Here is a 23,983-nt window from a genome sequence, read left to right on the forward strand (position 1 = left end):
CGATCTTCTGCACCACCCCCGAGCGGGCAGCTTGGACGTCACAGCGGACGGGACCACCCGTACCGCCGAGGGCGTGCCGGCGGGAGCACGAGCCCCGTTCAGCCGAACGGCCGGGGTGCGACGAGCCTCAGTTGACCTCGACCAGCGGCAGGGACCGGCCGGCGCCGCCGCCGGGCAGCGCGATCGAGGAGAAGTGCGAGACCACCCGCTCGTCGGTCGGGTCGTCGGCCGGCGTGTGGTGCACGGCAAGCCGGTGGTAGAGGGTGTCCCGCTGCGCCGGGATCCGGTCCGCGGAGCGGATCATCCCGATCAACTCGTGCAGGTTGGAGCGGTGCCGGGCGCCCGCCGAGGAGATCACGTTCTCCTCCAGCATGATCGAGCCGAGGTCGTCCACGCCCATGTGCAGCGCGAGCTGCCCGACGTCCTTGCCGGTGGTCAGCCAGGACGCCTGCAGGTGCGGCACGGTCTCGAAGAAGAGCCGGGCCACCGCGACCAGCCGCAGGTATTCCAGCGTCGTCGCCTGGGTGCGGCCCTTGAGGTGGTTGTTCTCCGGCTGGTACGTCCACGGGATGAAGGACCGGAACCCACCTGTGCGGTCCTGCACGTCGCGGATCATGCGCAGGTGCTCGATCCGCTCGGCGTGCGTCTCGCCGGTGCCCATCATCATGGTGGCGGTCGACTCGATGCCCTGCCGGTGGGCCAACTCCATGACCTCCAGCCAGCGCTCACCCGACTCCTTGAGCGGGGCGATGGCCTTACGGGGCCGCTCGGGCAGCATCTCGGCCCCGGCGCCGGCGATCGAGTCCAGACCGGCAGCCTTGATCCGGGCGATGGCCTCGTCGAGGCTCACGCCGGAGACCTTGGCCATGTGCAGGATCTCGCTCGGCCCGATCGAGTGGATCACCAGCTGCGGGTACGCCTGCTTCACCGAGGAGAACAGCTCCTCGTAGTACTCGACGCCGTAGTCCGGGTGGTGCCCGCCCTGGAGCATCACCTGGGTCGCGCCCAGCTCGACCGCCTCGCCGCAGCGGCGCAGGATCTCCTCGGTCGGGTGGGTCCACCCTTCCGTGTGCTTGGGCGCGCGGTAGAAGGCGCAGAACTTGCACGCCGTCACACAGACGTTCGTGTAGTTGATGTTGCGATCGATCAGGTACGTGACGATGTTGTCCGGGTAGCGCCGCCGGCGGACCGCGTCCGCCGCCTCGCCGAGGGCGTGGAACGGCGCCTCGGTGTAGAGCAGCAGGGCCTCCTCGGGCGTGATCCGCCCGCCGTCCGCGCCGCGCTGCAGGATGTCGTCGATCTCCCGGCTCACCGTCACACTCCGAGCCTACGTCGCCTGCCCGACGGCAGGCACGCCCCTCCATCGCCCGTGACGCGCACCCCACCGCGGCACCCGCATTCTGCCTACCCGCCGTCCGGGACTGCTCCCCGTCCAGCAGCCAGATCTTGGACACTTACCGTCACGTCAGGACGGGAAGTGTCCAAGATCTGCACGAGGTGTGTTCACGCGTCGTAGTCGACCGTGAGCCTGTCGGTGGTCGGGCTGGACTGACAGGTCAGGACGTAGCCGGCGGCCAGCTCGTCGGGCTCCAGGGCATAGTTGCGGGCCATCGAGACCGCGCCGTCGACGACCTTCGCCTTGCAGGTCGAGCAGACACCCCCCTTGCAGGCGTACGGCAGTTCGCCGCGCACCTTCAGCGCGGCGTCCAGCACCCGCTCCTCGCGGCCCATCGTGAAGTTCGACGACCTGCCGTCCAGCACGATGGTGACCTCGGCTCCCGCGCCCGGCTGGTCGGCGGGACGACGCACCGGTTCCGGCGGCGCGTCGACGTGGAACAGCTCGGTGTGCACCGCCGACTCGGGCAACCCACGCGCGGTCAGCACGGCCCGGACGTCCAGCACCATGGCGTACGGGCCGCAGAGGAACCACTCTTCGATGACGTCGACCGGCACGATGGTGCCCAGTAGGCGGCTCAGCCGCTCGGTGTCGATGCGACCGGAGAGCAGCGGAGACTCACCCTGCTCCCGGGAGAGCACGTGCACCAGCTGCAGCCGGGTGGGATACCGGTCCTTCAGGTCGGCCAACTCCTCGCCGAACATGACCGTGTTCGCCGTGCGGTTGCCGTACACCAGGGTGAAGGTGCTGGCCGGCTCGACGGCCAGGGCCGTCGCGACCAGCGCGAGCACCGGGGTGATGCCGGAGCCGGCGACGACCGCGCCGTAGTGCCGCGCCCGGTCCGGCGCGAAGGCCGTGCTGAAGGTCCCCAGTGGCGGCAGGACCTCGACCGTGTCGCCGCCGCGCAGCGCGCCGCACGCGAACGCCGAGAACGCGCCGCCCGGGATCTCCCGCACGCCGATCCGCAACCGGCCGTGCCGGGCCAGGTCGTCGGGAGTGGAGCAGATCGAGTACGACCGGCGCACGTCGTCGCCGTCCTCGGCCACCCGACGCACGGTGAGGTGCTGGCCCGCGCGGAACGCGAAGGTTTCCCGCAGTTCCTCGGGTACGGCGAAGGTGACCGCCACGGCGTCGTCGGTGAGCCGGTCGACCACGGTGACCGGCAGTTTGTGGAAGGCCGGCCGGCGGCGGACCGGACGGGTGATGGTGACTGTCACAGCGCCTTCAGGTTGTCGAAGGGTTCGGCGCAGGAACGGCAGCGCCACAGGGCCTTGCACGCCGTGGAGCCGAACCGGCTGATCTGCTCGGTCTCCGGTGAGCCGCAGTGCGGGCAGCGGACCGCGAGGGTCAGCGTCACCACCCCAGCGGCGCGCACCGGGGCCGGCGGGGCGATCCCGGCGGCGGCGAGCTTGGCCCGCCCGGCGTCGGTGATCCAGTCGGTGCTCCACGGCGGGCTGTAGACCGTCCGGACCTCGGCGTCCGGGTGGCCGGCGACCGCCAGCGCGCGGCGGATGTCGGTCCGGATCACGTCCATCGCCGGGCAGCCGGTGTAGGTCGGGGTGATGGTGACGGTGACCCGGCCGCTGCCCGGATCCTCCTCGACCGCGCGCAGAATGCCCAGCTCGTCGATGGTGATCACCCGGATCTCCGGGTCCACCACGGCGGCGACGGCGTCTCTCGCGCTCACCATTGCGCTCCGGGGTGGGCGCGGTGCAGCACCTGCATCTCGGCCAGCAGGTAGGACAGGTGCTCGGTGTGGACGCCTGTTCGCCCGCCAGCCGGCGCCCACGCGCTGTCCGGCCGGGTGAGCGTCGCCTCGGCCAGCACCGGGCCGACGGTGTCGTCGAAGGCGGATCGCAGGGTGGACGGGTCGACCGGCGCCGAAGGATCGGCGGCGAACAGCTCATGCGTGTACGGCCAGACCTGGTCGACGGCCGCCTGCATCCGGCGGTGCGACTCCTCGGTGCCGTCGCCGAGCCGCTTCACCCACAGTGCGCCGTGGTCCAGGTGGTACGCCGACTCCTTGCGCGCCTTGGCGCCGATCGCGGCCAACCGCTCGTCGGGGCACCCGGCCAGCGCGGTGTACAGCGGCAGCTGGTACGCCGCCAGGAAGAACAGCTTCGCCACGGTCACCGCGAAGTCGTCGTTGGGCTGCTCGACCAGCAGGACGTTGCGGAACTCGCGGTCGTCGCGCAGGTAGGCCAGTGCGTCCTCGTCCCGGCCGGCGCCCTCCAGCTCGCCCGCGTACGACAGCAGCAGGCGGGCCGCGCCGAGCTGGTCGAGGGCGATGTTGATTAGCGCGATGTCCTCTTCCATCTCCGGTGCGCGGGTGGTCCACTCGGCCAGCCGCTGCGCGGCGATCAACGCGTCGTCGCCGAGGCCGAGGGCGAAGTCGAAGGGGCCGTTCACAGGTGGGCCACCCCGTCCGGCACCTCGTAGAAGGTGGGGTGGCGGTAGACCTTGTCGGCGGCCGGGTCGAAGAAGGAGTCCTTCTCGTCCGGGCTGGACGCGGTGATCGCACCGGCCGGGACCACCCAGATCGAGACGCCCTCCTGCCGTCGGGTGTAGAGGTCCCGGGCGTTACGCAGGGCCAGCTCGGCGTCGGGGGCGTGCAGGCTCCCGACGTGGGTGTGCGACAGCCCGCGCCGGGCCCGCACGAAGACCTCCCACAGCGGGGTTTGTTCCTGGCTCATGCGCTGACCTTCTCCTTCTCGACGCGCTTGGCGGCGTACGCCGCGGCGGCCTCGCGTACCCATGCGCCGTCGGTGTGGGCGGCCCGCCGGTGCGCCATCCGCTCCCGGTTGCACGGCCCGTCGCCCTTGATCACCCGCATCAGTTCGTCGTAGTCCGGCTGGGTGTAGTCGTACGCCTGCCGCTCCTCGTTCCAGCGCAGGTCGTCGTCGGGAATGCGCAGTCCGAGGATCTCCGCCTGTTGGACGCACATGTCCACGAAGCGCTGGCGCAGGTCGTCGTTCGAGAAGCGCTTGATCTTCCAGGCCATCGACTGGGCGGAGTGCGTGGAGTCGCCGTCCGGCGGGCCGAACATGGCCAGCGACGGGTACCACCAGCGGTCCAGCGCGTCCTGGGCCATCGCCTGCTGGGCGGGGGTGCCGTGCGCCAGGGTGTGCAGGATCTCGAAGCCCTGGCGCTGGTGGAACGACTCCTCCTTGCAGACCCGGATCATCGCCCGGGCGTACGGGCCGTAGGAGCAGCGGCACAGAGGCACCTGGTTGACGATCGCCGCGCCGTCCACCAGCCAGCCGATCGCGCCCATGTCGGCCCAGGTTAGCGTGGGGTAGTTGAAGATCGAGCTGTATTTCTGCCGTCCGTCGAGCAGCAACCGGACCAGCTCGTCACGGCTGATGCCGAGGGTCTCGGCCGCGGCGTAGAGGTAGAGGCCGTGACCCGCCTCGTCCTGCACCTTGGCCAGCAGGATCGCCTTGCGCTTGAGCGACGGCGCCCGGCTGATCCAGTTCCCCTCCGGCTGCATGCCGATGATCTCGGAGTGGGCGTGCTGGGCGATCTGCCGGATCAGCGTCTTGCGGTACGCCTCCGGCATCCAGTCACGTGGCTCGATCTTCTGCTCCGCGCCGACCACCTCGGTGAAGTACGTCGCCAGGTCCTCGTCGGGCGCGGGGCCACCGCGCCGCGAACGGGCGGCGGCGGCGCGAAGCTCTGCCTCGGCCGCCTCGACCTCGCCGAGGAGTCCACTGCCGGTTGCGTCGTCCGGTGGCGAGAAGTCGTTGCCATACATGAGGACAAGTGTTACAGCTTGCGCCTCGAAGCACTAGGGGGTGTAACAGGAAACCCGCGTCACCTTCCGTCACGGATGGGCGGTTGTTCGTCACCCATTGCAACCAGGTTGACTATGACGTGGCTCACTGCCCGAAGATGAATCCCCTTAGAAGCCGCATACCGTCCCGATATCCCGCCTTTATTACACCTCCACAGGTGTCGGGCTCTGCTGGTCGGCCGGACCGGACGTAGACTTCTGCCGGTCACCCGACCGGCTGCCAGCCCGCCGTCTCCACAGAGGCCATCTCCCCCGGCCTCGGCGATCGCACCGGTCGCCCCGGACAACAAGCCGGTCCCCCCGGCCCTGACATCTGGAGCTCACCCAACTCATGCGATCTCGCGTGATCATGGTGTTCGCCGTCGTGGCGGTGCTGCTCGGCGGCGTCCTTCTGGTCCCCGCCGCGTACGCCCGGCTCGCCGGCGACGACAGCAGCGGAGGCGGCGGTGGCGGCGCCGAGAGTGTCGCCGCACCCAAGCCCACCCCACCGCCGCCGCCCACACTGGCCGCCGGCCCGGTGTCGGTGGCCTTCAAGGGCCAGTTCTTCTCGTGGGCGCTGATGGACCGGCAGACCGGCAAGGTCTCCGGCTCGCCGAACATGACCTCGACCAACTCCACCGAGTCGATGATCAAGTCGTGGTTCGCCGCCGACTACCTGCGCCAGCTCGGCGGCAAGCCGATCCCGGCGGCGATGAAGAAGAACATCGCGGCGGCCATCCGGAACAGCAACGACGACGCGGCGAACGCCCTCTACGCGGCGGACGGCAAGTCCGCCACGATCAAGCGACTGGTCAGCACCTGCGGGCTGACCGACACCGCTGCGCTGACCAACGCCTCGCGCGGCAACGTTCCCGCCAAGTACGTCGGCTGGTGGAGTTTCACCCGGATGTCCCCCCGGGACGCGGTCCGGCTCGGTGACTGCATCGGCGACGGCAAGGCGGCCGGCCAGACGTACACCGCCTATCTGCTGGACGAGATGAGCAAGGTCCAGGGCAGCACCGCGGACAAGGACCAGCAGCTCAAGTCCGGTGGCGGTCGCTGGGGAATCATCGACGGCCTGCCGAAGTCGATCCTCGCCCAGGGTCCGGTCAGCATGAAGAACGGTTGGACCAGACTGGTCTACGACAACAACTGGCACGTCAACTGCCTCGCCGTCACCGACAAGTGGAGCCTCGCGGTGATGATGCGGTACCCGGCCAGCATGCCGTTGAGCTACGGCGCGCAGACCTGCGCCAGCGTGGCCACCCAGTTGGTCACCCCGCAGCCGGGCGCCGCGCTGAAGGTGCCGCAGCAGCCGGTTGGGAAGCTCTGATGGCCGCCAACCGTCGGGCGGGTCGCAGTGGTGGTGCCGAGGCGTCCCCGCTGCGGCTGATCGCCGTAGCGGTCATCCTCATCGGGCTGGTGCTGGTGTCGCTGCGGCTGCTGCCCGGGTCGCCGTTCGAGTCGTCCGCCGCCGCCACATGGGGCGACTCCGGCACGGTCGGCGACCGGTCGACCGGTTCGGCCACCGACCGCAGCGCCCGCCAGCCGGCCCCGCCGACGAACCCCAGTCCCACTCCCTCGCTGGAGCCGCTGCCGTTCCAGGCCAAGGACCTCAACCTGGACATCCAGGGCTGGTACTCCTGGAGCGTGCTGGACCGCCGGACCGGGAAGATCATCGGTTCGAAGAACATGAACGAGACCAGCACCACCGCCTCGATGATCAAGTCCTGGGTCGTCGCCGACTACCTGCGCCGCGCGGCCGACGCCGGGCAGACGCCGAGCGACGCGAAGCTCGGTGAGGCCACGAAGATCATCCGGGACAGCGACAACACGCTGGCCGAGCAGTTCTACGACTCGGTCGGTCGGTCCGCCTCGATCAAACGGCTGATCTCGATGTGCAAGCTGACTGACAGCAGCGTCGCCCCCGACGGCGGCTGGAGCCGGACGGCTCTCTCCCCGCGCGACACCGCACGCCTCGGCAACTGCATCGCCACCGGCACCGCCGCCGGCCCGAAGTGGACCGGCTGGCTGCTCAACGAGATGAAGCTGGTCCGTGGCGCCGGTGACTTCGGCATCCGTAAGGCGTTCCCGCCCGCCGAGCAGAAGCAGATCGCCATCAAGAACGGGTGGATCGACCGGACCAAGGAGCAGGAGATGCACGTCAACTGCCTGGCCATCGGCGACACCTGGACGATGGGCGTGATGGTGAAGTACCCGATCGGCATGGGCTACGACTACGGCATGGAGAACTGCCAGAAGATCACCGAAGCGCTGCTGCGTCCCGGCGTCTGACCCTCCGCCCAGCGGCCGGCTCAGCCGGCGAAGAACTCCGGGCCACCGTCGGGCAGGTCCGGGACCTCACCGAGCGCGGCGGCCCGTCGGGCGAACTCCCGCAGGCCGGCGACCTGCCGGTCGCCGAGCGAGAAGTCGAGCGTCCGGAAGTACGTGGCCAGCGTCGCGGCGTCGAAGGTCTCCCAGCGGGCCGCCGCCTCGGCCACCTGGTCCAGCTCGGCCAGGCAGAGGTCACGCGAGCGCAGGAACGCCTCGTGCACCTCCTTGACCAGACCCGGGTGCGCGACGGCGAAGTCGCGACGGACCGCCCACACCGCGAAGACCATCGGCAGGCCGGTCCACTCCCGCCACGCCTGCCCGAGGTCGGTGACCGTGAGACCTCTCTGCGGTGCCTCGTACAGCGCCCGCAGCGCCACGTCCCCGATCAGCACCCCGGCGTCGGCCTCCAGCAGCATCTGGGTCAGGTCCGGCGGGCAGCGGAAGTAGTCGGGACGAACGTCGTACTGCTCGGCGAGCAGCAGCTGGGCCAGCATCACACCGGTCCGTGAGGTCGAGCCGAGCGCCACCCGCGCGCCGTCCAGCTCGGCGAGGGGCTTCGTGGAGACGATGTTGACCGACAGCACCGGTCCGTCGCTGCCCACCGCCAGGTCCGGCAGGAGTAGCAGCTCGTCGGCGTGCTTCAGGTACTCGACGACGGTGATCGGGCCGATGTCCAGGTCACCGGCGATCAGCGCGGCGCTCAACCGGTCCGGTGAATCCTTGTGCAGGTCGACGTCGAGCAGGGCACCGGAGCGCATCAGACCCCAGTAGATCGGCAGGCAGTTCAGGAACTGGATGTGCCCGACCCGGGGACGTGCGATGCGCTCTGCCATGACCCGACCGTATCCCCGGCCGCCGGCTTCGGCTCGGCGGGTCGGCCCGGAGTGTCCAAGCCCGCATTCGCGTCGGCGACGGCAGGTGTCGTCGTACCGCTGGTGGTCGTCATCGCGGCGGCCGGCCGTTCGGCGCGGGCCACCCGGCGGACCAGCGCGGCGACGGCGGCGACGACCAACAGCCCGGCCAACCCACAGGCAGCAACCAGCGGCCGGGGGTCGGCCACCTCCAACAGCAGTCCACCGACCAGGAAGCCCACCATCGAGGCCCCCTGGGTCGCCGCGCCGAAGACCGCGAACGCCCGACCTCGCGCAACTGCCGGCACCCGCCGGGCCAGGAGCATGGTGTTGAAGATGTTGCTGCCTCCGTTTCCCACCCCACCGACGAGCCAGATGGGCACCAGCAGCATCGCGGACGGCACCGCCGCTGAGGCCAGGACCATCAGACAGCAGCCGCCGAGCAGGGCGAGGCCGGTCCCGAGCAGTGCGCCGTCGTCACTGAGCCTGCGGGCCAGCCGGGCGAACGCCCACGCGCCCACCAGGATGCCCAGCGTCCAGGAGCCGGTGACCAATCCGTACACGGTGGCGGAGCTGTTCAACGTCTCACGGATGAAGAAGACCTCGACCACGTTGATGGCCCCGACCGCGGCGATCACCCCGCCGACCGTGGCCACCATCGCGACGAGCAGCGGGTCCCGGCGCAGGCGCCAGGTCGGCGCGCCTGCGTCCCGGGGGGCGGACGGGCTGTGGGCTACCGCCGGGTCCGCGCGCCGGGCACCCCCTCGTCGGGTACGGATCAACAGCCCGGCCGCGACCAGCGCGAGGTAGCTGACGGCGTCGACCAGGAGCGGCACCCGAACGCCGAATCCACCCACCAGCAGCCCGGCGAGCGCCGGGCCGGCGAGCGCGCCCAGCGTGCCGGCGGTCTGGTGCAGCGCGCTGGCCCGGGGCAGATCGTCGGCCCGGACCATGGCCGGCACCAGGGCCGCCAGCACGGGTTGGGTGACGGCCAAGCCGCTGGCGAGCAGCGCCACCAAGCCGATCACCAGGGCAGGGTGACCCGCGTACGCCAGTCCGACACAGATCGCGGCCTGGGCCAGCCCGGCGGCCACCAGCAAGGTCCGGCTGTCGATCCGGTCGGCGAGCCGCCCGGTCAGCGGGGCGAGGACGACCAGCGGCAGGCTCGCTGCGAGGAGCAGCCCGGAGACGGCCATCCCACCTGCACCGGCCGACTGGAGCGCCAGCGTCAGTGCGCTCGCGGCAAGGAAGTCTCCGCAACTGGAGATGCCGCGGGAGACGGTGACGAGCCAGACGTCCGACCAGCGCGACGGGGCAGATGTGAAGGACATACTTCGAAGATAATGCTTCACACTTGGTGAGGCAACCCTCGCGCGTCAGTCGACGGGAAGTGACCGATACTGCACCGCGACGGAACGGGCACCGGGCGGCGGATCGGCTCGCCCCCGCTTGCGGTACGGGGCCAGCAGGTCCTGGAAGGCGACGTTCAGCTCCGCCAACTCCTCGGCGGTTATCAAGAGCAGGGTGTCACTCAACCAGGCGGCCTCGTACCACTCGGCCGGCTCGTCGTGTGCCCGCCGGATCCACTCCCTGGTGCGCTGCGCGTCCCGGACGGTGTGCGCCTCGATCAACGCCAGCTCGGCCGCCCGCGTCTCGGAACTGGCTGACGGGCCAGAATCCACGGTGTAGCTCGGGCTGACCGTCTGCCACAGCCGTTCTCGCGCGTCGCCTCTACTCGGCGCGTGTTGCACCAGGCCGAACTTCGCCAGCGCTCGCAGGTGGTAGCTGGTCGCGCTCGGCGACAGCTGAACGATCTCCGCGCAGTCGGTGGCGGTCGCGCCGCCCTCCCGCGAACTCAGGTATTCCATGATCGCGATCCGGGCCGGATGGGCCAGTGCCCGCATCACCTGCGGGTCGCTGATGGTCATCCGACGCGAGTCGGGACGGGCCTCGGTCATGACCCCATGATCCCGGCCAGCCGCGCGAGCCGCCATCACCCCCACTCGGCCAGTGACCACTGACAAGCAGCTCGGCGGTGGCGCCGGCACGGTGTGGCACCGCCTCGGACGCCGGTATTCCCAGCTCGCGGCGGAAACGCGGCCCGGAGTTGATCGGCGACTGGCGACGCCATCCGGCGCCACGCCGTCTCCAACGGGTGGTCGCGTGGGTAATTCGCTGGAAGGATCGGGCGTGGGAGCGTAAAGTTGCAGGCCGCTCGACGGCCGAGGTGAGCTGCACCGGAACGGACGTCCCCGCGCCGGGTGGCCGGCCATCCGCCCCCGGACACGCGAGCGCGCAGCAGATGTGACCGATGGGACGTCAGCATGCCCGCACTCGACCTCGACACCCACCTCGACTCTGATCTGATCGCCGAGCGCGCACACCTGGCCAGATCGCGGGAGGCGCTGCGGCGGATGCGGGAGCGGGCCGAAGCCCTCTTCTCGACCGGCGATCAGGTGGCCGGCGACGCGTACGCCGCAGAGACGCTCGGCCGCACGCTGGCCCGTCGGGTGGCCGAACTGGCCGACGACCCGACCACACCGCTCTTCTTCGGCCGCCTCGACTTCGGAGCCGCAGACAGCACAGGCAACACGACCGGCGGCACGGCCACGGGCGGCGGCACGGCCACGGGCGGCGACGGCGACGGCGAGGACGGCAGCAGCGATCATGCCGGGCGGCGCTACCACGTGGGCCGGCGGCACGTCACCGATGAGCGTGGTGAGCCGTTGGTGCTGGATTGGCGGGCGCCGGTCTCCCGGTCGTTCTACCGAGCCAGTGCGCGGGATCCGCAGGGGGTGGCGATCCGGCGACGGTTCGGATTCAGCAACGGGTTGCTGACCAGCTTCGAGGATGAGCGGCTGGACCGGGGCGAGGAGCTGGGCACGACGAGCCGGATCCTCACCTCGGAGATCGAGCGGCCGCGCGTGGGGCCGATGCGGGACATCGTCGCCACGATCCAACCCGAGCAGGACGAGCTGGTCCGGGCGGACCTGGCCGACTCGATCTGCGTGCAGGGGGCACCGGGCACCGGAAAGACCGCGGTCGGTCTGCACCGGGCCGCGTACCTGCTCTACCTGCACCGGGAGCGGTTGCGGCGGGCGGGTGTGCTGATCGTCGGGCCGAACCGGGCGTTCCTGTCGTACATCGCGGCAGTGCTGCCGGCGCTCGGCGAGGTCGAGGTCGAGCAGGCCACGGTGGAGGAGCTGATCTCCCGGGTGCCGGTCCGGGCGGTCGAGCCGTCGGCGGTCGCCGCGCTCAAGCACGACGTACGGATGGCCGCCGTGCTGCAGCGCGCGGTACGGGCGCAGATCGGCACGCCGAGCGACCCGATCACCGTGTCGGACGGTTCGTTCCGGTGGCGGATCGGGGTGGACCCGCTGCACCGGATCGTCGAGGAGACCCGCCAGGAGAAGCTGCCGTACGGGACCGGCCGGGAGCGGGTCCGAGCGCGGGTGCTGAGCCTCCTGCAACGGCAGGCCGAGGCGCGCCGGGCAGAGTCGCCCAGCGACGCGTGGCTGCGCCGGATGGGCCGGTGCCGACCCGTCACGGACCTCCTGGACGCGGTCTGGCCGGCGCTCACCCCCGAGGGGGTGGTGTACGGCCTGCTGTCCGACCCGGCCCGGCTCGCCGCCGCGGCCGACGGGCTGTTCAGCGACGCCGAGCAGGCACTGCTGACCTGGGCCAAGCCGGCCCGTACGGCGAGGGCGACCCGCTGGACCGCCGCCGACGCGGTGCTGGTCGACGAGGCGACCGGGCTGTTGGAACGGCCCTCCGGGTTCGGGCACGTCGTGGTGGACGAGGCGCAGGACCTCTCTCCGATGCAGTGCCGGGCCATCGCCCGGCGCAGCGAGCACGGCTCGGTCACCCTCCTCGGTGACCTGGCACAGGGCACCGCGCCGTGGGCGGCCACCGACTGGCGGGAGTCGCTGGCCCACCTGGGCAAGCCGGATGCCGTGGTGGTCCCGCTGACGGTCGGTTTCCGGGTGCCCGCCGCGGTGGTCGCGTTCGCCAACCAACTGTTGCCCGCGCTCGCGGTGAACGTACCGCCGGCCGAGTCCCTGCGCCGCGACGGCGACCTGGACGTCCGTACGGTGACCGACCTGACCGCGGCGACGGTGGCCGAGGTGCGGGCGGCGCTCGCGCACGACGGCTCGGTCGGCGTGATCGCCGCCGACGACGCGGTCGACGGGCTGCGAGCGGCGCTGGCCGATGTCGGCGTCGCGACCGCGACCGCCGACGACGTGGCCACTCTGGCGCGGGTCACCGCGGTGCCCGCGACGCTGGTCAAGGGCCTGGAGTACGACCACGTGGTGGTGGTCGAGCCGGCCGCGATCGTCGCGGCCGAGCCGCGCGGCCTGCACCGGTTGTACGTGGTGCTCACCCGGGCGGTGTCCCGGCTCGCGGTGCTGCACCGCGAGCCCCTGCCCGCGCCGCTCCTGACGCCGTCAGCGGCCGGAGAGAGCTGAGGCGATCTCGCGCAGCGGTGTGCCGGGCTCGGCGATCGGCACCGTGAAGGCCAACCAGGAGCCGTCGACGAACTCGATCCGGAGGCGCTTCGGATTGAGCCGGTGCCAGCCGACCCGCGCGTCGGCCACCGTCGCCCGGGGCGTCGACCAGACGACCCGCGTGTCGGCAAGCGCCCGCGCGTCGTCGGCCTGGCTCGACCAGAGCTTCACCGGCCCGGACGCGCAGACCAGCAACCGTTGGTCGGTGACGGCGAGGATGGTGTCGGTGAGCGTGGTCGCCGGAGGCACCGGCCGTCGGGCGTGTTGCAGGGTGGAGGCGGCCGAGCCGGGGGCTCCGCGGCCGGCCACCCCGTGGGTGAGGCGGTCGACGATCCGATCCCCCGCCGGAAAGGAGACCAGCGGTGAGAGCAGGTTGAGCAGTACGCCGGAGACCCCGCCGGTGCCGGTCGCGACGGCCTGCTCCTGCTGCGGTGGGTCGGAGGGCAGGACCCCCTGGGCGATCTCCGTCTTCGCGACGGCGAGCACCTGTTCACCCGGCTCGACGAGCTGCGCGAGCCGTTCCCGGTAGCTGATGTCGGCCATCGGCTCAGTACCGGTCCGAGTGGTCGTCGGCCGACCGGCCGGCGCCGGGAGCGTCACCGATCACCTCGCCCACCAGTTCGCGTACGCGGGCGGCGGCCGCCTCCTGCGCGCGGCGGGCAGCGGCGGTGAACTCCTCGGCCAGGGTGAACGAGTCGAGGCGCATCGCCCTGGCGTTGATCTCGGACGAGACGATCGTGCCGTCCGCCGCGGCGGTGACGCGGACCAGGCCGGAGTCGCTCACGCCCTCGGCGCTGCTCTGCTCGAGCTCGGTCATCTTGCTGGCCAGCTCGCGCTGCCAGCCGTCCAGATTGCGGGCGAGCGCCTCGATGCGGTCCAGACCGGGAAAGGTCATGGTGGTCCCTCTCAGGTCAGGATGGAGTCGAAGATATTCTGCACGCCCCTGGTGTACGGGCCCAGATCCTCGCGGTACGTGCCGTCCACCAGGTAGTTGCGGTCCTTGGTGCCGTCGGAGATGTCGTGCAGCCCGACGCCGGTGTCCAGGAGGGCGCCGCCGACGCCGGGGATGTTGACCGGGGACGTGTGGTTGATCAGGAACTTGCCCGGGAAGAGCGTCTTGAACTTCTCGATCTGGAACGCCCTGGCCTCGGCCGACCACCCGGACTTGTTCCACATCCGGTACGCCTTCTTCGCCTTGCGGATCTCCAGCACCGCGCGGCGGTAGCGCATCAGCAACTCGGCGACCTTCTGCATCTTGGCGGCCAGCTTCGTCAGGATCTCGGCGAACCGCGCGACGATCTTGACCATCCGACCGACGGTGGTGGCGAGCTTGGCCAGGACCCGGACGACCGTCGCCGCGAGCGAGATGCCGGCGCTGAGAGCCGCCGCCACCGCCGCGATGATCACCTCGGTGAGGAACCAGAGCAGGAACTCGAGGATCAGCTCGACCAGCAGGTTGAACGCGTCGACCGCGGCATTGGCCGCGTCGACCAGCACCTCCTTGGTGCCGTCCAACCCGCGGGCAAGCTCCTCGATTGCCTCCTCCACCGAATCCATCGAGGCGTGGAAGCTCTCGGCGGCATCGCCCGTCCAGGCGCCCCGCAGACGGGCCCGATCCTGGATCTGCTCGCCGGCGATGGCGCGGACCGCCTCACCGGTGCTCAGGCAGAGCTGGGCGGCGTTCATCAGCTCGTCCGGCTCGCCGGCTACCAGCTCGAGCAGCTGCTCGAAGGGCCAGAGCACCGCGTTGGACAGTGGCTTGAACGGGTCGGGCGTGCCCGAGACGATCTGCTCGAAGTAGGTCTTGTTGCGCTGCAACGCCTCCGTGCTCACAGCTGCGCCTGCCCGTTCGTGCCAGCGGTGCCGCCCGACCACGGGCCGGGCGCGAGGACGTCGGGAGCTGGCGGGCGGCCCGGCACGAACAGGTCGGTGCTGGCCACGTCGGTGCCGGTGTAGGCGTCGGCGGTGTCGCTGAGCCCCTCCGCGATGTCCGCCATCACCTCGGCTCCGTCGGCGAGCCCCTGCAGGCACGCCTCGAACTGCTCGGCGTACGTCGCCGCGAGACTGAAGGACGCTGGCATCACCCCGAAGGCGTGCCGTGGCACGTGCCCGTCACCGAACGAGCGGTGCAGCTCGCGAAAGCGGGCCGCCCGATCGTTCGACGCCGCAGCGAATGCCTTCAGAGCCTCTGGCTGGACCTCCAGCTCGTTGCTCGGGCCTGACACGGAGCCTCCCCTGTGGCCTGTGCAGCGGGTCAGCCGCCGCGACTTCCCACCATAGGCACTCCGCGATGCCGCCGGTATCCCGGGCGACGTCACCAGGGGACAGTGAATATTGACTTTGTGTTTTAAAGTTGTTTGCGTGAACCCCGACGACGATCTGCCTCCCCCCGACGCCGCGGCGGCGCTCGACCTGATCCGCGAGCAGCAGGTCGCGACGGCCCGTCGGCTCCAGCCGGACGCCCGGCTGCTCTACTGGCCGTGGGGTGTCGCCTGGCTGGTCGGTTTCGGGCTGTTCTTCCTGCGCTTCTCCCCCGACGGTCGGGTCCTGCTCCGGCTGCCGGACTGGCTGCCGCTGACCGTTCTCTTCGTCCTGCTCGGGGTCGCGGCGGTGATCCAGGCCGTGGCCGGCGCGCGGGCGTACGGCCAGGTGACCGGGGACTCGGCCCGGCGCGGACGCTGGTACGGCTGTGCCTGGGCCCTGGGTCCGGTGAGCGTCTACGCGGGGCTCGCCCGGGTCTCCGACCACCTGCCGCACGACCAGGCGGCGCTGCTCTGGTCGGCGACCGCCGTCGGGCTGACCGCCGCGCTGCACATGGCCGGCGGCGCCATCTGGCTCGACCGGGACCTGTTCAGACTGGGCGTCTGGATCAGCGTCATCAACCTGGCCGGTACGTTCGCCGGGCCGGGCTGGCACGCGCTGGTCGTCGCCGTGGCCGGCGGCGGCGGGATCCTGGTCGCCGGCGCGATGGCCCGACTCCGACAGCGGCACCGGCCGTGACCGACCTCGACCCGGTCATCCACGCGCAGGCGCGGCTGCGGGTGGTCGCCACCCTGTCCACACTCGGCGACGGCGACCGGATCACCTTCCCCCGGCTCCAGGAGCTGCTCGCGATGACCGCCGGCAACCTCTCCGTGCACCTGCGCAAACTCGAGGATGCCGGCTACGTCGACGTCAGCAAGACCCACCGCGGACGCACCCCGGCCACCCTGATCCGGCTCAGCCGGCGGGGCCGGTTGGCGTTCGAGGAGTACACAGAGGCCATCCGCAGCCTGCTCGACCCCACCTCGCCGAAGGAGCAGTCATGATCCTCGCCCGCGCCGACCAGGTCAGCCGCCGGTACGGCGACGTCCTGGCCCTCGACCGCGTCGACCTCGAAGTCCGGGCGGGTGAGCTGGTGGGCCTGCTCGGCCCCAACGGCGCCGGTAAGAGCACCCTTCTGAACCTGCTGGTTGGTCTCCGTCGACCCAGCTCGGGACGGGTGGAACTGTTCGGGGGCGACCCGCGCGACCCGGCGTCGCGGCGACAGATCGGGGTGACCCCCCAGGAGACCGGCCTGCCCGGCACGCTGCGCGTCGGCGAGGTCGTCGACTACGTCTCCGCGCACTACCCGGACCCGGTGCCCCGCGGCGAGCTGCTCGACCGCTTCGGTCTGGGCGATCTGCCCCGGCGACAGACCGGTGGCCTCTCCGGCGGGCAGCGCCGTCGGCTGGCGGTGGCGCTGGCATTCGTGGGCCGACCCCGGCTGGTGCTGCTCGACGAGCCGACCACCGGCCTGGACGTGGCCGCCCGGCGGACGTTGTGGGACGCGATCCGGGCGTTCCACGACGACGGCGGGACGGTCCTGTTGAGCAGCCACTACCTGGAGGAGGTGGAGGCCCTGGCCCGCCGGGTGGTGGTGATCGGGCAGGGCCGGGTGCTCGCCGACGACACGGTGCAGGCGGTGCGCGGCATCGCCGGCGTACGACGGGTCAGCCTCGTCGCGGACGAGGTGCCCGAGCTGCCCGGGGTGGTCCGCACCGAACGGATCGACGGCCGGTTGCACCTGCTCACCACCGACGCCGACGAGCTGGTCCGGGCGCTGGTCACGGCCCGGACCCCCTTCACCGACCTGGAGGTACGGCCGACCTCGCTGGAGGAGGCGTTCCTCGCCATCACCTCCGGAGAGCCCATCCCCACAAACCTGTCCCCGGTCGGGGAGCAGCCCAGCGCCGGAGACCAGCCCACCACCGCCACTGCCGGCGGCCGACCCACCACCGTCTGAGGAGCGACCCGTGCAACTCGCCCTGGTCCACGCCCGCTACCAGCTCCTGGAGACCATCCGGATTCCGGTGGCGGTCTTCGGCAGCGCCTTCTTCCCGGCCGCCGCCATGATCTTCTTCGTGGTGCCGTTCGCCGGCGACGACCCGGCCGGTGCCACCTTCGCCACCGCGTCGATGGTCACCTTCTCGGTCATGAGCGCCAACATCTTCCAGTACGGAGTCGGCGTCGCCGAGGACCGCGCCCAGCCCTGGAATCCGTACACCCGGACCCTGCCGGCCGGGTCGGTGCCCCGGTTCGCCGGCCGGGTGCTGGCCGGCCTGGCACTAACGTACCTCTCGCTGATCCCGGTCGTGGTGATCGGCGCGACGCTGACCCCGGCCCGCGTCAGCCTGGCGGCGTTCCTGCTGACCACCGTCACAGTGGCCGTCATCTCGGTGCCGTTCACGCTGATGGGGCTCGCCATCGGCTACTCGTGGCCGAGCAAGGCGGCGATCGTCGTCGCGCAGGTGGTCTTCCTGCCGCTCGCGTTCGGCGGCGGCCTGCTCTCCGCACCCGGCGAGGCGCCCGGGTTCATCGAGACGATCGCGCCGTTCCTGCCCACCCGGGGTGCCGCCGAGCTGATGTGGGCGGCCGTCGGAGACTACCGGGTCGAGCCGCTGGCACTGATCATGCTCGGGGTCTGGGTGGTGCTGCTGGCCCTCGTCGCCGGCTGGGCCTACCGGCGGGACGAGGGTCGCCGGTTCAGCTGACGATTCGTCCGTTTCCGCCCCGGGCCGCAGCGGGACGGTGCCAGGATTCCGGCAGGGGGCCGTGGTGGCCGCCGGGGGCGAGAGGGGTCTTGACCGTGAGCACCGTCCCGCCGGGTACGCCCTGCTGGGCCGACCTGGCCACCCCGGATCTGACCGACGCCCGGCGCTTCTACCCGGAGTTGTTCGGCTGGACCGGCCGGGTGAATCCGGAGCCCGAGGCCGGCGGTTACACCGTCTTCCTGCTCGACGGACAGCCGGTCGCCGGCGCCGGGCCGCCGGCCATTCCGGACCAGGTGCCGATCTGGTCGACGTACCTCGCCACCGACGACGCCGAACTGGTCGCCGGGCGGGTCGAACGGGCCGGCGGGCAGGTCGTCGTTCCGCCGTTCGAGGTCTTCGACCGGGGCCGGATGGCGGTCTTCGCCGACCCGGCGGGCGCCACCTTCAGCGTCTGGCAGCCGCAGGCGATGCCGGGTGCCGGGGTGTTCAACGTGCCGGGCGCGATGAGCTGGAACGAGCTGGTCACCCCGGACCCGGAGGGCGCGAAGGTCTTCTACGAGCTGGTGTTCGGTTGGCAGCCGGACGACCAGCCGGTCGGCGGGATGACCTACACCGGGTGGCGGCTCGGGGCGCGGATCGTCGCCGGGATGATGCCACCGTTCGCCGACGACTTTCCGGCCGACCTGCCGGCGTACTGGACGGTGTACTTCGCCGTCGCCGACGCGGACGCCGCCGCGGCGCGGGCCGCCGAGCTGGGCGGAACGATCCTGGTGCCGCCCCGCGACAACCCGGCCGGGCGGTTCGCCGCCCTACGCGACCCCCAGGGCGCTCTCTTCTCCGTCATCGACCTGGGGCCGGACGGCGACTGACCGGGCTCAGCCGGGGGCGGACGGGGACCACCAGGGGGCCGTGGGTGCCGGGGACGACCCGGACGCTGGCCCGGTAGTGGGTGGCGAGCAGGTGTTCGGTCAACACCTCGTGGGGGGTCCCGACGGCCGCCACCCGGCCGTCGGCGAGCAGCACCATCCGGTCCGCGTACTCGCCGGCCAGGGAGAGGTCGTGCATGGTGGCGAGCACGGTGAAGCCGTGCTCGCGGCGCAACTGGTCGACCAGCTCCAGCACGTCCTGCTGGTGACCGATGTCCAGGGCGCTGGTCGGCTCGTCCAGCAGCAGCAGCGTGGCACCCTGGGCCAACGCCCGGGCGAGGAAGACCCGCTGCCGTTCGCCGCCGGAGAGGGTGGCCAGCTCGCGGCGGTGGAAGCCGGTCAGGTCCAACCGGTCCAGCACCTCGTGCACGGCGTCGACGTCGGCGGCCGACTCTCTACCCAGCGGCGCAATGTACGGGGTGCGGCCGAGCAGCACGTAGTCCAGCACCGACATGCCGGGCGGGACGACCGGGGACTGCGCCACCGTGGCCACGACCCGGGCGCGGTCGCGTCGGCGCAGCGCGCCGCTCGGCGTACCGAACAGGGTGATCGCTCCCGGCGCGGGCAGCAGCCCGCCGACGGCGCGCAGCAGGGTCGATTTGCCGGCGCCGTTCGGGCCGATCACGGTGACCCACTCCCCGACGGCGACCGTGAGGTCGACGCCGGTGAGGATGGGCGTGCGGTCCAGGCTGACGTGCAGCCCTCGGACCTCGACGGCCGCTACCGCGGGCTCGGTGCTCACGTGAGCACCCGTCGGGCGGTCCGCAGCACGAGCACGAAGAACGGGCCGCCGAGCAGGGCGGTGACCACCCCGATCGGGATCTCGGCCGGTGCGGCGGCGGTGCGGGCCACCACGTCGGTCAGCGCCAGGAACGCGCCGCCGAACAGCAGCGACAGCGGCAGGATCACCCGGTAGCTCGACCCGGCGAGCAGCCGCACGGTGTGCGGCACGATGATGCCGACGAAGCCGATCAGGCCGGTCGCGGAGACCGCCGCGGCGGTGCCCAGCGAGGCGGCGGCGATCAGCAGGTAGCGGGTGCGCTGCGGATGCAGCCCCAGGCTCGTCGCCTCGTCGTCACCGACCGCGAGGACGTCCAGTTCGCGGCGGTGCAGCAGCACCACCACGGTGGTCAGCACGGCGTACGGCAGCACCAGCAGCACGTCGTGCCAACCGGCGGTGGCCAGCCGACCGAGCAGCCACGAGTAGACCGGCTGGATGCTGTCGGAGTGCCGTTGCAGCAGGTACGTCTGACCGGCGGAGAGGAACGCGGAGACCGCCACCCCGGCCAGGATCAGCATCGCCGGGGAACGACTCCGGCCGCCGGCGGCACCGAGCAGGTAGGTCATCGTCACGGCGAGCAGCGAGCCGGCGAACGCGGCCAGCGGGATCGTCACCGGCAGCCCGGTGATCGAGCCCTCCCGGCCGACACCGCCGAGAGCGATCACCGCGGTGACCGCGAGCCCGGCGCCGGCGGCGACCCCGAGCAGGTACGGGTCGGCCAGCGGGTTGCGGAACACGCCCTGGTAGCAGCCGCCGGCCAGGGCGAGGAGGCCGCCGACGAGCAGGCCCAGCACCACCCGGGGCAGCCTCAGCTCGGTGACGATGGCGATCTCCCGCTCGGTGAGCCCGCTGTCCAGGTGCACTCCGGGGATCAGGTTGAGCAGCTCGGCGGCGACGCTGCCGGGTGGCAGGCTGACCGGGCCGAACGAGACCCCGGCGACCAACGCGACGAGCACCGCGAACACGCCGGCGACCACCCAGCGCTTGCGCAGGCCGGCGGGTCGGGCCGCGGACGGCAGCCCGGCCGGCCGGGACGGCGGCGCCGCCCCGGCGGGCCGGGTTGGTGGCGTCGCCTCGGCGGGCCGGGTTGACGGCGTCGCCCCGGCGGTTGGTGGCGTCGCCCCGGCGGGCCGGGGTGGCGGTGTCGTGGCGTCCACCGGTGGTGCTTCGCTCACCGAGGGATGACGGTCACGCGGGCACCTTGGCGACCGCGTCGATGATCACCCGAAGCAGGTCCACGACGCGCGGGCCCCAGCGGGAGGCGACGTCGTCGTCCAACGCGACGATCTGACTGTTCTTCACCGCGGTCAGCCCAGCCCAGCCGCTGCGAGCCTTGATCGAGTCGGCGTTCTGCTGGCAGCACTTGGTGTCGGACAGGAAGACGAAGTCCGGGTTGGCCTTGACGATGAACTCCTGGGACAGCTGCGGGTAGCCGCCGTTCTTGCCGTCCGCGTCGGCCGGGTCGGCGATGTTGGTCAGGCCGACCTGGCTGTAGAGCGAGCCGATGAAGGTCTTGCTGGTCGCGCTGTACAGCTCGGGGCCCAGCTCGTGGTAGTAGGTGAGCTTCTCGGCGCGCTGCGGCAGGTCCTTGACCAGCTTGGCGATGTCGTCCTTCATCCGGCTCGTGACGTCGGTCGACTGGTCGGCGTGGCCGGTCAGTGCGCCCAGTTCGGTGATCTGCCGGTACGAGTCGTCCAGCGTGGTGGCCGCCGGGGTCAGGTAGACCGGGATCTTGAGCTTGTCGAGCTGATCGACGATCTTGTTGGTGTCGTTGGAGAGCACCACCAGGTCGGGGCTCTTGGCGGCGATCGCCTCGGCGTTGGGCTGGAAGCCGGACAGGTTGGTCTTGGGCGCCTCGGCCGGGTAGTTGGAGTTGTCGTCCGCCGCCGTCACCTGCGGGCCGGCACCGATCGCGAAGAGCATCTCGGTGGCCGTGGGCGAGAGCGAGACGATCTTCTCGGGGCGCTTGTCGAGGGTGAGCGGGCCGACCGTGACGGGGTAGGCGACGGTCGCGGAGCTGCCGCCGGCCGCCGGCTGGTCGTCGGTCTTCTCGGCGCACGCGCCGAGGGCGAGCGCGGCGACCGCGAGAGTCGCGGCGAAGAGCCGGGGGGTACGTGCGGACATGGGTCCTCCTGTCGGTCGAGGAATGTGGTGCTTCGCCGACAGGGACTTTCGTACGCCCGCCCACGAGGCGCCCTTCCTCGAGAGCGCGTGTCGCGACCCATCCGCAGGCGACCTGGCTCATCCCCGTCACCGGGACGGGGCATCACAGTTGCGGGACAGCGCCGGGTTTCGCACCGGCTTCGCTGCGGAGTGGTCGCTGAAACGGTAGCGCACCGCCAAGACAACCCTCGTTGATCTAGGGCATATCGCCATGAGTAGATCTCTCGCAACGACGATATGCCCTAGATCAGCGCGGGGTGGGGGGTGGGGGTGGGGCCCCGTGGGGGCGGACGGGGCCCCACGGGGTTAGGAGGACGTGATGGTGACGTTGTCCACAGCCGCCTCCAGCAGGCTGGCGCCGGAGGCGTCGGCCGCCTCGACGAGGATGCGGACCGACTGACCGGCGTACGGGGTGAGGTTGAGGTTGGCCACCGCCCAGCTCCCGTTGCGGTTGGCCGCCGCACCGGCCTGGGTGAGCAGCGCCGTGGTGCCTCCGTTGTGCACCACGCTCACCCGGAAGTAGTCGGCCGAGGAGGCGTTCGAGCCGTGTGCCAGGTACCAGGCCAGCGAGAGGGTCAGCGTGCCGGCCGACGGCAGCGTCACCGCCGGGGACCGCGCGCTGGTCACGCCACCGTCGACGTCGTAGTCACCGGCCGCCGATCCCGCGAGCCGTCCGGTCACCAGGTCGTTGGCGCCGGCGTACGGGGTGAGCTGCTTGGCGCCGGAGGAGGTGGTCGCCTGGGCGGCACCCCGTTCCCACGCCCCGAGGGTGGCCGTGTCGGTGCCGGCCGGGTTGGTGGTCCACCCGGTCGCGGTCTCGAAGGTGTCCGAGAAGACCGTGGTGCCACCGCCGCCGCCGCAGTACTGCGCCTGCTTGCCGATGGCCCGGTACGGGCAGTCGGCGTACTCGCTGAGCAGCAGCACGGCCTCGCGGTTGCGGCTGGTCTGCGCGGGGATCACCTCGTCGGGCGGGTAGAAACCGCCGCCGCCTGACGAGCCCGGGTACATCTCGAAGGTGTACGCCCAGATGTTGTGGGTGGCCCACATCCAGTCGATGCTGGTGCCGTCGGCGATGTAGAGGTCGCTGGACTGCTCCGGGGTGTAGTTGTTGGTGGCCGCCAACTGCTGGCCGATGGTGGAGAAGGTGTTGTACTGGTCCGCGCTCATCCCGGCGGGGTTGTTCGCGGTGGTGTAGCCGAACGGCCAGAGCACCAGCTCCGAGTACGTGTGGAAGTCGATGTTCGCCTTGATCTGCTGGACGCCGCCGACCACCCGGCTGTTGACGAAGTTGCGCAGCGCGGACGTCTCGGGAGCGGAGAACGCCGACGGGCCGCGGTAGGTGTCCGACGAGGTGGTTCCGGACGACCCACCACAGCAGCCCCACTGGTAGGACCAGTTGCGGTTGAGGTCGGTGCCCACGTTGGACGAGCCGCTGTTGGGTTGCCGGTTCTTGCGCCAGGACCGGTACGACCCGGTGGCGATGTCGTACTCGCTGCCGTCGGGGTTGACCGTCGGCACGATCCAGATCTCCCGGCTGTTGACGATGTTGGTGATCCGGGAGTCGCTGCCGTAGTTGTCGGTGAACAGGTTGAGCAGGTAGATCGCCATCTCGACGGTCAGGTGCTCGCGGGCGTGCTGCTGGGCGTTGAACAGGATCTCCGGCTCGCCCTCGTCGGTGCCCACGTTGTCGGAGATCTTCACCGCCACCAGGTCGCGGCCCTCGTACGACGTACCGATGCTGATCTTGCGGGCGATGGCCGGATGGTCGGCGACGGCCTGGTTCACCACGGCCGTCAGCTCGGCATAGTCGTGGTAGTTGGAGTCGGCGGGCGGGAAGGCCAACGCGCCCACGTCGCTGGCGCCGCGCTCGGCGCTCGGCGGCGGGGCGAGCGGTTCCAGCCGGAAGCCGAGCCGGCTGATCGCCGCGGCCTCGGTGGTGGTGGCCGAGATGTGCAGCACGCCGTGTTCGGAGTAGTCGATGGCGGCCCCGGTGCGGGCCACCGCCGTACGGTCGGCGGACGTCCGGGGGCCGAGCACCCGGTAGCCGGAGGCGGCCTGCTCGGCGGTCCGGTCCGGTGCCGGCCGGGCGGCGACCGGACTGGCGGCGACGGTGACGAGTCCCAGCCCGGTGACGACGGCGAGCACCAGGACGCGGCGGAGAGGGATGGGCGTGCGGAGGGCCATGGACTACCTCCTCGAGAGGCGGGAGATCCCGCTCGGTGGAGGACACTTCACCATCAGTC

25 protein-coding genes and 1 riboswitch are annotated in these 23,983 nt (G+C 71.4%); of the genes, 8 read left to right on the forward strand and 17 right to left on the reverse strand.

Going from position 1 to position 23,983, the window contains the following annotated elements; translation table 11 throughout:
• Positions 1 to 127 precede the first annotated feature (127 nt).
• The 6 genes from mqnC to paaA all read right to left on the reverse strand — a co-directional run bounded on the left by mqnC (position 128) and on the right by paaA (position 5,150).
• Positions 128 to 1,318, reverse strand: coding sequence for a cyclic dehypoxanthinyl futalosine synthase (gene mqnC / locus ACLJN9_RS07215; protein ID WP_410810314.1), 1,191 nt, complete (start codon positions 1,316 to 1,318; stop codon positions 128 to 130).
• 185 nt (positions 1,319 to 1,503) lie between these two features.
• Positions 1,504 to 2,613: a 1,2-phenylacetyl-CoA epoxidase subunit PaaE gene (paaE, locus tag ACLJN9_RS07220; RefSeq protein ID WP_410810315.1), complete on the reverse strand. Its 1,110-nt coding sequence runs from the start codon at positions 2,611 to 2,613 to the stop codon at positions 1,504 to 1,506.
• Complete coding sequence (paaD, locus tag ACLJN9_RS07225) at positions 2,610 to 3,086, reverse strand: 1,2-phenylacetyl-CoA epoxidase subunit PaaD (protein WP_410810316.1); 477 nt, start codon at positions 3,084 to 3,086, stop codon at positions 2,610 to 2,612. Before paaD ends, paaE begins: the two co-directional genes overlap by 4 nt.
• A complete protein-coding gene (gene paaC / locus ACLJN9_RS07230) occupies positions 3,080 to 3,805 on the reverse strand; it encodes a 1,2-phenylacetyl-CoA epoxidase subunit PaaC (RefSeq protein WP_410810317.1) in 726 nt (241 codons plus the stop codon). The genes paaD and paaC overlap by 7 nt, the downstream gene beginning before the upstream one ends.
• Positions 3,802 to 4,089, reverse strand: a complete 288-nt coding sequence (paaB, locus tag ACLJN9_RS07235; protein ID WP_410810318.1) for a 1,2-phenylacetyl-CoA epoxidase subunit PaaB — start codon at positions 4,087 to 4,089, stop codon at positions 3,802 to 3,804. Before paaB ends, paaC begins: the two co-directional genes overlap by 4 nt.
• Positions 4,086 to 5,150 carry a 1,2-phenylacetyl-CoA epoxidase subunit PaaA gene (gene paaA, locus ACLJN9_RS07240; protein ID WP_410810319.1) on the reverse strand — a complete coding sequence of 355 codons (1,065 nt, stop codon included), beginning with the start codon at positions 5,148 to 5,150 and terminating at the stop codon, positions 4,086 to 4,088. The genes paaB and paaA overlap by 4 nt, the downstream gene beginning before the upstream one ends.
• Positions 5,151 to 5,520: 370 nt before the next feature.
• Between paaA and ACLJN9_RS07245 the strand changes: the two genes are divergently transcribed.
• Together ACLJN9_RS07245 and ACLJN9_RS07250 are read left to right on the forward strand one after the other, a co-directional pair.
• Positions 5,521 to 6,501 carry a hypothetical protein gene (locus ACLJN9_RS07245; protein WP_410810320.1) on the forward strand — a complete coding sequence of 327 codons (981 nt, stop codon included), beginning with the start codon at positions 5,521 to 5,523 and terminating at the stop codon, positions 6,499 to 6,501.
• On the forward strand, positions 6,501 to 7,463 hold the full coding sequence (locus ACLJN9_RS07250) for a hypothetical protein (RefSeq protein ID WP_410810321.1): 963 nt from the start codon (positions 6,501 to 6,503) through the stop codon (positions 7,461 to 7,463). Before ACLJN9_RS07245 ends, ACLJN9_RS07250 begins: the two co-directional genes overlap by 1 nt.
• Positions 7,464 to 7,483: 20 nt before the next feature.
• Here ACLJN9_RS07250 and ACLJN9_RS07255 read toward each other — a convergent pair whose 3' ends face one another.
• The 3 genes from ACLJN9_RS07255 to ACLJN9_RS07265 are packed head-to-tail and all read right to left on the reverse strand — an operon-like array spanning position 7,484 to position 10,311.
• Complete coding sequence (locus ACLJN9_RS07255) at positions 7,484 to 8,335, reverse strand: menaquinone biosynthetic enzyme MqnA/MqnD family protein (RefSeq protein ID WP_410810322.1); 852 nt, start codon at positions 8,333 to 8,335, stop codon at positions 7,484 to 7,486.
• Positions 8,287 to 9,684 (reverse strand): MFS transporter, encoded by a 1,398-nt coding sequence (locus ACLJN9_RS07260; protein ID WP_410810323.1) that lies wholly within the window; start codon positions 9,682 to 9,684, stop codon positions 8,287 to 8,289. Before ACLJN9_RS07260 ends, ACLJN9_RS07255 begins: the two co-directional genes overlap by 49 nt.
• A 45-nt stretch (positions 9,685 to 9,729) precedes the next feature.
• Positions 9,730 to 10,311, reverse strand: a complete 582-nt coding sequence (locus ACLJN9_RS07265) for an ArsR/SmtB family transcription factor (RefSeq protein ID WP_410810324.1) — start codon at positions 10,309 to 10,311, stop codon at positions 9,730 to 9,732.
• Between the two features lie 366 nt (positions 10,312 to 10,677).
• On the opposite strand from ACLJN9_RS07265, the gene ACLJN9_RS07270 reads away from it, so the two are divergent.
• Positions 10,678 to 12,819, forward strand: a complete 2,142-nt coding sequence (locus tag ACLJN9_RS07270; protein ID WP_410810325.1) for a HelD family protein — start codon at positions 10,678 to 10,680, stop codon at positions 12,817 to 12,819.
• On the opposite strand, the gene ACLJN9_RS07275 is transcribed toward ACLJN9_RS07270, so the two are convergent.
• The 4 genes from ACLJN9_RS07275 to ACLJN9_RS07290 are packed head-to-tail and all read right to left on the reverse strand — an operon-like array spanning position 12,799 to position 15,083.
• The gene (locus ACLJN9_RS07275; RefSeq protein WP_410810326.1) at positions 12,799 to 13,401 is read right to left on the reverse strand and encodes a hypothetical protein; all 603 of its coding nucleotides are present in this window, start codon (positions 13,399 to 13,401) and stop codon (positions 12,799 to 12,801) included. The two genes, ACLJN9_RS07270 and ACLJN9_RS07275, sit on opposite strands and share 21 nt — an antisense overlap.
• Before the next feature lie 4 nt (positions 13,402 to 13,405).
• Entirely contained in the window at positions 13,406 to 13,753 is a 348-nt protein-coding gene (locus tag ACLJN9_RS07280; protein WP_410810327.1) for a YbaB/EbfC family nucleoid-associated protein, read from the reverse strand.
• Positions 13,754 to 13,764: 11 nt separating this feature from the next.
• Positions 13,765 to 14,691: a WXG100 family type VII secretion target gene (locus ACLJN9_RS07285; RefSeq protein WP_410810328.1), complete on the reverse strand. Its 927-nt coding sequence runs from the start codon at positions 14,689 to 14,691 to the stop codon at positions 13,765 to 13,767.
• Positions 14,688 to 15,083 (reverse strand): type VII secretion target, encoded by a 396-nt coding sequence (locus tag ACLJN9_RS07290; protein WP_410810329.1) that lies wholly within the window; start codon positions 15,081 to 15,083, stop codon positions 14,688 to 14,690. The genes ACLJN9_RS07285 and ACLJN9_RS07290 overlap by 4 nt, the downstream gene beginning before the upstream one ends.
• 136 nt (positions 15,084 to 15,219) lie before the next feature.
• Between ACLJN9_RS07290 and ACLJN9_RS07295 the strand changes: the two genes are divergently transcribed.
• The 5 genes from ACLJN9_RS07295 (at position 15,220) to ACLJN9_RS07315 (ending at position 18,739) form a co-directional block, all read left to right on the forward strand.
• Complete coding sequence (locus tag ACLJN9_RS07295) at positions 15,220 to 15,858, forward strand: transporter (protein WP_410810330.1); 639 nt, start codon at positions 15,220 to 15,222, stop codon at positions 15,856 to 15,858.
• Entirely contained in the window at positions 15,855 to 16,166 is a 312-nt protein-coding gene (locus tag ACLJN9_RS07300; protein WP_410810331.1) for a transcriptional regulator, read from the forward strand. The genes ACLJN9_RS07295 and ACLJN9_RS07300 overlap by 4 nt, the downstream gene beginning before the upstream one ends.
• Positions 16,163 to 17,122 carry an ABC transporter ATP-binding protein gene (locus tag ACLJN9_RS07305; protein WP_410810332.1) on the forward strand — a complete coding sequence of 320 codons (960 nt, stop codon included), beginning with the start codon at positions 16,163 to 16,165 and terminating at the stop codon, positions 17,120 to 17,122. The genes ACLJN9_RS07300 and ACLJN9_RS07305 overlap by 4 nt, the downstream gene beginning before the upstream one ends.
• Positions 17,123 to 17,132: 10 nt before the next feature.
• A complete protein-coding gene (locus ACLJN9_RS07310) occupies positions 17,133 to 17,870 on the forward strand; it encodes an ABC transporter permease (RefSeq protein WP_410810333.1) in 738 nt (245 codons plus the stop codon).
• 95 nt (positions 17,871 to 17,965) lie between these two features.
• Positions 17,966 to 18,739, forward strand: a complete 774-nt coding sequence (locus tag ACLJN9_RS07315; RefSeq protein WP_410810334.1) for a VOC family protein — start codon at positions 17,966 to 17,968, stop codon at positions 18,737 to 18,739.
• Here the strand turns inward: ACLJN9_RS07315 and ACLJN9_RS07320 are convergent.
• The 4 genes from ACLJN9_RS07320 to ACLJN9_RS07335 form a co-directional block, all read right to left on the reverse strand.
• Positions 18,711 to 19,538, reverse strand: a complete 828-nt coding sequence (locus tag ACLJN9_RS07320; RefSeq protein ID WP_410810335.1) for an ABC transporter ATP-binding protein — start codon at positions 19,536 to 19,538, stop codon at positions 18,711 to 18,713. The two genes, ACLJN9_RS07315 and ACLJN9_RS07320, sit on opposite strands and share 29 nt — an antisense overlap.
• Complete coding sequence (locus tag ACLJN9_RS07325) at positions 19,535 to 20,596, reverse strand: FecCD family ABC transporter permease (protein WP_410810791.1); 1,062 nt, start codon at positions 20,594 to 20,596, stop codon at positions 19,535 to 19,537. Before ACLJN9_RS07325 ends, ACLJN9_RS07320 begins: the two co-directional genes overlap by 4 nt.
• A 169-nt stretch (positions 20,597 to 20,765) precedes the next feature.
• A complete protein-coding gene (locus tag ACLJN9_RS07330) occupies positions 20,766 to 21,701 on the reverse strand; it encodes an ABC transporter substrate-binding protein (protein ID WP_410810336.1) in 936 nt (311 codons plus the stop codon).
• 91 nt (positions 21,702 to 21,792) lie between these two features.
• Positions 21,793 to 21,933, reverse strand: a riboswitch (cobalamin riboswitch).
• Positions 21,934 to 22,046: 113 nt separating this feature from the next.
• Positions 22,047 to 23,924: a M14 family zinc carboxypeptidase gene (locus ACLJN9_RS07335; protein WP_410810337.1), complete on the reverse strand. Its 1,878-nt coding sequence runs from the start codon at positions 23,922 to 23,924 to the stop codon at positions 22,047 to 22,049.
• Positions 23,925 to 23,983: the final 59 nt, after the last annotated feature.

It is taken from the genome of Micromonospora sp. 067-2 (assembly GCF_046549295.1).
Classification (GTDB): Bacteria; Actinomycetota; Actinomycetes; order Mycobacteriales; family Micromonosporaceae; genus Micromonospora.

Bases quoted from the DNA above. Each gene is read 5' to 3' on its own strand.
- paaD (WP_410810316.1), bottom strand. From the start codon at position 3,086: ATGGTGAGCGCGAGAGACGCCGTCGCCGCCGTGGTGGACCCGGAGATC.
- paaB (WP_410810318.1), bottom strand. From the start codon at position 4,089: ATGAGCCAGGAACAAACCCCGCTGTGGGAGGTCTTCGTGCGGGCCCGG.
- paaA (WP_410810319.1), bottom strand. From the start codon at position 5,150: ATGTATGGCAACGACTTCTCGCCACCGGACGACGCAACCGGCAGTGGA.
- ACLJN9_RS07245 (WP_410810320.1), top strand. From the start codon at position 5,521: ATGCGATCTCGCGTGATCATGGTGTTCGCCGTCGTGGCGGTGCTGCTC.
- ACLJN9_RS07250 (WP_410810321.1), top strand. From the start codon at position 6,501: ATGGCCGCCAACCGTCGGGCGGGTCGCAGTGGTGGTGCCGAGGCGTCC.
- ACLJN9_RS07255 (WP_410810322.1), bottom strand. From the start codon at position 8,335: ATGGCAGAGCGCATCGCACGTCCCCGGGTCGGGCACATCCAGTTCCTG.
- ACLJN9_RS07260 (WP_410810323.1), bottom strand. From the start codon at position 9,684: ATGTCCTTCACATCTGCCCCGTCGCGCTGGTCGGACGTCTGGCTCGTC.
- ACLJN9_RS07265 (WP_410810324.1), bottom strand. From the start codon at position 10,311: ATGACCGAGGCCCGTCCCGACTCGCGTCGGATGACCATCAGCGACCCG.
- ACLJN9_RS07270 (WP_410810325.1), top strand. From the start codon at position 10,678: ATGCCCGCACTCGACCTCGACACCCACCTCGACTCTGATCTGATCGCC.
- ACLJN9_RS07275 (WP_410810326.1), bottom strand. From the start codon at position 13,401: ATGGCCGACATCAGCTACCGGGAACGGCTCGCGCAGCTCGTCGAGCCG.
- ACLJN9_RS07280 (WP_410810327.1), bottom strand. From the start codon at position 13,753: ATGACCTTTCCCGGTCTGGACCGCATCGAGGCGCTCGCCCGCAATCTG.
- ACLJN9_RS07305 (WP_410810332.1), top strand. From the start codon at position 16,163: ATGATCCTCGCCCGCGCCGACCAGGTCAGCCGCCGGTACGGCGACGTC.
- ACLJN9_RS07330 (WP_410810336.1), bottom strand. From the start codon at position 21,701: ATGTCCGCACGTACCCCCCGGCTCTTCGCCGCGACTCTCGCGGTCGCC.
- ACLJN9_RS07335 (WP_410810337.1), bottom strand. From the start codon at position 23,924: ATGGCCCTCCGCACGCCCATCCCTCTCCGCCGCGTCCTGGTGCTCGCC.